At 51.5% G+C, this 6,184-nt stretch carries 6 protein-coding genes; all 6 read left to right on the top strand.

The window, feature by feature from the left end; translation table 11 throughout:
- Nucleotides 1-781 precede the first annotated feature (781 nt).
- Nucleotides 782-1,786, top strand: coding sequence for a lambda-exonuclease family protein (locus J9892_RS20690; protein WP_210538849.1), 1,005 nt, complete (start codon nt 782-784; stop codon nt 1,784-1,786).
- A gap of 350 nt (nt 1,787-2,136) precedes the next feature.
- Complete coding sequence (locus tag J9892_RS20685) at nt 2,137-3,162, top strand: AAA family ATPase (RefSeq protein ID WP_210538847.1); 1,026 nt, start codon at nt 2,137-2,139, stop codon at nt 3,160-3,162.
- A 5-nt stretch (nt 3,163-3,167) separates the two neighbouring features.
- Entirely contained in the window at nt 3,168-3,563 is a 396-nt protein-coding gene (locus J9892_RS20680; RefSeq protein ID WP_210538844.1) for a hypothetical protein, read from the top strand.
- 58 nt (nt 3,564-3,621) lie between these two features.
- Nucleotides 3,622-4,149, top strand: a complete 528-nt coding sequence (locus tag J9892_RS20675; RefSeq protein ID WP_210538842.1) for a hypothetical protein — start codon at nt 3,622-3,624, stop codon at nt 4,147-4,149.
- A gap of 316 nt (nt 4,150-4,465) precedes the next feature.
- Complete coding sequence (locus tag J9892_RS20670; protein WP_210538840.1) at nt 4,466-5,434, top strand: DUF3150 domain-containing protein; 969 nt, start codon at nt 4,466-4,468, stop codon at nt 5,432-5,434.
- Between the two features lie 69 nt (nt 5,435-5,503).
- Nucleotides 5,504-6,184 (top strand): hypothetical protein (locus J9892_RS20665; RefSeq protein ID WP_210538837.1); only part of this gene is annotated, 681 nt, incomplete at its 3' end.

Genomic DNA, 6,184 nt, shown 5'->3' with positions numbered 1-6,184 from the left:
ACTGAAGGGAGAATCGATGAGAAAGAGGAGAAGTGAGTTGACCCAATCTGAACACTCGAGTTAGAAACGGGGTGACGTGAGCGCGTTAAGGATCAGGGTGTTCACGTTGGCCGGAATGGCTGTTCAACTTCGCCGGAATACGCAACTTATCTCAGCTTCGTTCGGATGGTCAAAACAGGGCGGCGATTAGTAATGGCTCAATTGCCAGATGTGGTGGTTAAGTTGCCAAATAGGCCACTGAAACGCTATGTCGAAGGTGATCAGCTTCTGCTAGCCATGTAACTCGCAACTTCAAGCCACCGTATCGGTGGCTTTTTTTTGCCCCACACACGGCAAGGCTGTGTAAGCCGTTCATCGAGAGGCTCTGCACTATTGCCCGGTTCCATAGAGCACGGTCTGAACGGCAAGTGGAGGCTGCTAATTGGCCTAGACAGCTATTGAACACCTATATAGACTACAACAGAAAATCGCTCTCGGTGCCTTATAAGAGCAAGCCATGAGGCCTGGCACCAACACCAATCCCCCAGCCCTGCGCCGGCATTCCCACCCGTGATCTATCACCCTGGCCCTCGTTGGCTGATTCTGCATGTCCGTTCACCGGTATTTCGCCGGCGTCAGCGTACATGCAGAAACAGCCCAAGGCTGTCTCTATGGCACTCGGTCCGCAATGTGCCACACGCGACCAACACCAACCCGGGCTTCTGCCCATAAGCAATCCATGTCAGATCGAAATTTGACCGCCCTAGCGTTCAACATCGGCTGATTGATAGAGGACACACCCATGATCTACGTCGACCTAGTTCAGGGAACCCCTGAATGGCATAAGTGGCGAGCTGGTGGCATAGGAGCATCTAGTGTTGCTTCTGTAATCCAGTGGCCATACGCACATGAAAGTGCGCGTGCATTTTGGATGGTCAAAACTGGGCGCAAGCCCGGCACAGACTTGAGCAAGAACTTTTTGGTGCGAAGAGGAAATGAGCAAGAGCCGCTGGCCCGACAGGCGTTCGAGCGCTGGCTGGAATCGCAAGGCATACTTGACCTGGTGATACCAACCTGTGTGCAGCATGAGACATATTCCTTTATTCGCGTTTCGTTGGATGGGTTAATGTCCGATGGCTCTCCAGTTGAGCTCAAAGTACCGGCATGGGAAACCTTCGAGTCGGTAATGCAAGAACGCCGGAACTCGGAGGCCTATCAACGGTACCTACCCCAGGTACAAGACCAGCTACTGGCGACAGGAGCTAAGATTGGCTATTTGGCCTTTTATCGCGCCTATGATCGCAAGCTAATAGTGTTTCGCATCACACGTGATGAGGAGCTAATAGAACTGCTGATCGAGCGGCAAAAATGGTGGTGGGACCTGTACGAACGGGATGAAGCCCCGCCGATTACAGAGCTTGACTATTTCGAGCCGAGCACGCAAAAAGACCAGGAAGCATGGACCCAAATTGCCGCGGAGCTGCTGCAAGTCTGGCGTGACATGTCTCCTATCAAGGTGAAGATTGATGAGGCCAAGGCCCGGGAAGCCGAGCTGAAAAAAGCATTGCGCTCCATGATGGGTAACCACGTAAAGGCCGAGTATGCAGGTGTACGATTGCATTCCTCCCCGCGGCAAGGGGTTATCGACTATGTGAAATGGACAGAGGATGTTCAAAAGCATAACCCCAACATCACTTTACCCAACCCGGATCTATATAGAAGACAATCAACTGAGACCATCAGAGTCAGCCAGATCGAGTACAACGGTCAGGGGGCCGCTGAAATGCTTGCTGTTGATTTTTGTTAAGTAAATCAGGCCATCCCGTAAGGGGTGGCCGTCTTTACACCTGGTCCACGGAAGGCTATTCTGTCCCTGCTCCCGGCGTCTATCTCAGGGGGCGAGCCAAATGGCTTGACGCCAACACCAACATCCCGGCGCTCTGCCGACGTCCTCACCCGTGATCTATCACTCAAGCCCTCGTTGGCTGATTCTGCATGTCCGTTCACCGGTATTTCGCCGGCCTCAGCGCACATGCAGAAACAGCCCTGGCTGTCTCTATGGCACTCGGTCCGCAATGTGTCACTCGCGACCAACACCAACCCGGGCAATCAGCCCAACACAAAAACAACCTGCTCAATCAGGTTTTCGGAGATTCTATGACTCAGCACAATTTCATTTCTGGCAGCGAATTTGGCCTGGATGCAAACATCAAAGTTCGTTGTCCCCATGGTGATGATCACTTGATGAACCCCCGCGTGCCGGTAAGAAAACCACACGTTTTCACAACAGCCTTCCTTGATGATGTGCGCAGGATTATGGCCGATCCAGATGGAGACATCATCGTTTCCTATGGCGGGTATGGTGCCGGCAAGACAACCGGAGTCATCCAGTACGCAGCCCGAACTCAGTGGCCGCTATATCAGGTCGAAGGCACCCAGGAGACCAGCTTCCAGCTGGATTTGCTCGGGCGTGTTAACCCGGCCACGGGTGAGTTCGTGTCTGGTCCATTGCGGGAAGCTCTGCTCAACGGCGGGATCTTCTTGCTCAACGAAGCTGATGCCATGCAACCAGCGGAGCTGGTCGCTTTCTATGAGCTTATGACCCATGGAATCGAGCTGGCTGAAACTGGTGAATGGTTGGAGCCGCACAAGCTGTTCCGGTGTGTGTTCACCTTCAACAACGGTGGTATCACTGGGCTATCTGGCTTCAGAGGCACTACCGGGTTGAGTGATGCGCTTATCGACCGCTTCATCCCACTCGCGCCCAGTGAGTTGAGTGACGAAGACATGAACACGATTTGCAAAAACAAGATCGCAATCAAGCTTACTGATTGGGAAGAAGATCTTGGACAAAAAGTTCCATCCTCGCACGTCAATGCAATCGAAGCTTTGCTACCAGAAATGATTCGCGTTATGCGTGATATCAATACTGCTGTAGAAAAGTCTCAACAAAACGATTTCACGATGACGAACGGAGTCGCGATGGATAAACCTTTGTCCATTCGCAGCCTGCTTCGTTGGGTGAGAGAGATGGTTCGTACCAGCCCAACATCAGTCCGTAACAGGGTCAAAAAAACCTTCCACGAGGCTTATGCTCATCGTTTAGTTGGTGATGAGGCGACTTACGAAGCGGCGATGCACCTTTGCAAAGCTGTTTTTGGCCAGTCTTGGGTTGAGGACTAAGTACCATGTACTTTCGAGCCAAAATTACCGAACCAGAGCAAGTCGTTGCTACGTGGCAAAACATCATGGCGGAACTAGCTGAGGAGGGGGTGTTTATCACACCAACAATGCCAGGCGATGGAGGGCTTTACGGATGCAACTTGACTGGCAACATTCCCTTTCGGGGGGTAACCAAAAGGATAGATGCCGGGCAGGTCGTAATGTTATTGCTGCTCGCTCTGCACAACGCTTTTGACATGATCGATGACCAGAGTCGGAATTTTACTGATCTGTGTTTATCCGAACAACTTAAGCATCTGCAGTCTGTCGGCATATCTGATGCGCCAGTTCAACAACTCCAGGAGGCGGTAAAGCAGATACTCAGCAAACATAAAGGTCTGTTTGAGTTCGCTTTTTACTAACCTTCTAACACCAACCAACCAACCCGGCCCAGAGCCGGGTTTTCTTTGGGGTATTTGTATGAGTACACTGAAAGGATGCTTGCACGACATTCTTGGTACCACGCTCAGCAAAGAAGTAGATCTCGTGGTTGAGTATGTGTTAAGCAAGCAACAAGCTGGTGGGGCCAATGAATTTCTCATTGGCATCATCGGGGATACAGTCAACATCGTGCCACTGCGAATGGGGTACGAACTACCTGATATGCCTTGGGCAAAGAACTGTAGGCCCCTTTATGCGTTGTGCATCAAAGGGAAAGTGGCCGAGTACAGAACAGTGCAAGGACTGAAAGACAGCGTGTCGCGACTTCCTAAACTGCCATGTTCTGGTGCTGGTGCTGCGGCGATCATAAAGGCTGTAACCAGGGTCTTGGTTAATCGGACGCTAGAGGCTCACGAGCCACCCTGGCCAAAGAACGACCCGGACTTTTGGCCATGTTGGTCCCGGTACTGCCGGCAAGGAAATCACCCAACGTTGGGTGCCTGGCTTGATATGGCAATCCTAAGAATTAAAGAGAGTGAAACCAACGCTGCCCCTAGGCAGCGTTGATTTTTTTGTCCCCACCTGAGATAGTATGCCCATGTCCGAACGGCTAATCGGACTCCTTTCTGGGCCGTAGCTTCCAACCTCGCCTTTGTGACTCGTCGAGTCGTGTTTGTCGCGCAAAAAATCCAGATCAGAGTGTTGTCGGATGTGTTTGGTGGACATTTCCGAGAGCGCTACTTTTTGTGGCGTTTTGTGCTCAGCGATTCAAGGCACACCGCATCCGCGGATCGCAACCCCAACCCGGCCAAATAGGCCAACACCACCCTGACGGGAGTCTTCCCGCTATGGGAGCTCCTTGTCCAGAGATAAGGAATTACCCATGTCATCCTTTACCGCAATGAACTTTGTCGAATTTTTCCAGCGCTATGTGCTGGTGGATTTCAAAGTCACCACCTGGTCTGCGACCCGGAATAACAAGCCCCTTGATTTAGGACTTGAAAATGAAGCGTTAGCTGCTGATGTGGTTCGCTTAGGGTCAAAATCGGTCTTCGATAAGAAAAAGATCGCATTCCAAGGCCGAGCTCGCCAAGAGGGTATCGCCCTGCTTAGCAAAGTCGGTTTCCAAGTCCTTGGCGCTTGGGCTGTGCCTCGCCATTTATTGAGTGAGGTCACTGACGGCCTGGAGTTGATGAGAATCAGCTTCTACGCAAATCTTGATCAGCTCTTACTCAACTACGACGCAGAATGCGACTCCTGGATACAACAGGCAGCCGCAACAGTGTCTCTCCACGATTTCGCCTCTCGCATACGAGCCTCGCTCTATGACGTGGATTACGTCCGGAAGCAGGTTTCATTTTCGTATCGCGTGAATGAAGATGTGGTTAACAACCCGCTTGGCGATGCTGCTGTTGATACGATCTCTGAAATGGCTCGCAACTCTTTGCGAGACTTCCAGTATTCGATGTCCAACGGTAGTAAGTTCACTCGCAAGTCACTGAGATATGTGACGAACATCAAGGAAAAGCTCATACAGATGGCTGTGCTGGATAGTTTTATCCAACCGGCGATTGACAGCATTGATGCGTTCGAAAGTTCTCTCCCCAAGAGACGGGCTGCGCAACTGGATGCTACTGAGCTGAGTAAAATGATGGGCTTGCTCACGTTGTTGAGCGATCCGAGCTACTTGTCGTCCCTAAGGACTGCCAAGCTGGAGATCGAAGAGGAAGAAGACCCAACAGATGCACCGGGTTCTGTTACCACTTCCCAGGACAACTTCCTCACCGGGATGTTAGCCGCCATATCGACCACCTCCAATACTCCCCCCACCCAAGTGGCCGGTTTTTACTAATCCGCCTTATCAAGGCAACCCCAACCAACCCCAGGCTTGCCCTGGGGTTTTAATTATTGGAGACACACAATGCAGTCTACTCAAAGCAAAATGCTGACCATTCAAATTCGGTTAGCAATGATGGCCAACGACTTCGGTTTGAGGACGACCTGGGGAAATTATTCTACTGCAGGTACAACTCAAGGTGTGGTGTTAATGCCTTTCTTCGATGCAGGCGATCCCGTTCAGGCCGCGGCCGCCATGGGGTTTGGCATGCACGAAGGGGCTCACCACCGATATGGCTCTGACTTTGCAAAATATGAAGCGTCACTGAAAACGAAAGGTAAAGTGCACCGCTTGCTTCTGAACTACTTCGATGACGGCCGGATAGACCGGATGGCTCTTATAGAGTACCCGGGGCTTCGTGGCGAGTATGAAGCCATTGAGCAGCTGTTTATCTCAAAGGGGATGAGGCTGGTTCCAGGGGCGAACACTCCAGCTATAGCTGTGTTGGAGGATTACATTGCGCACTACATTGGCAGCGAGTTGCTTAACTACAAGCCGCTCACCCCAGTTTGGGAGCAAACCAGAGATCTGGCACGCCAACGCTTCCCGATCGCTTTATTGACCAGGCTTGAAATCATCTCAGAAATGGGAGTGATAACCTCTGACTTCAATGATTGCTGGAATAGCGCAGATATGGTGCTTGATGCGATCAAAGATGCTTTGGAAGACCTGAAGACTCAACAGCCGGATCATGAACCTGAAGCT

Source organism: Aeromonas sp. Prich7-2, from assembly GCF_017939255.1.
Classification (GTDB): Bacteria; Pseudomonadota; Gammaproteobacteria; order Enterobacterales; family Aeromonadaceae; genus Aeromonas; species Aeromonas caviae.
This window is presented reverse-complemented; position numbering and strand designations above follow the sequence as displayed.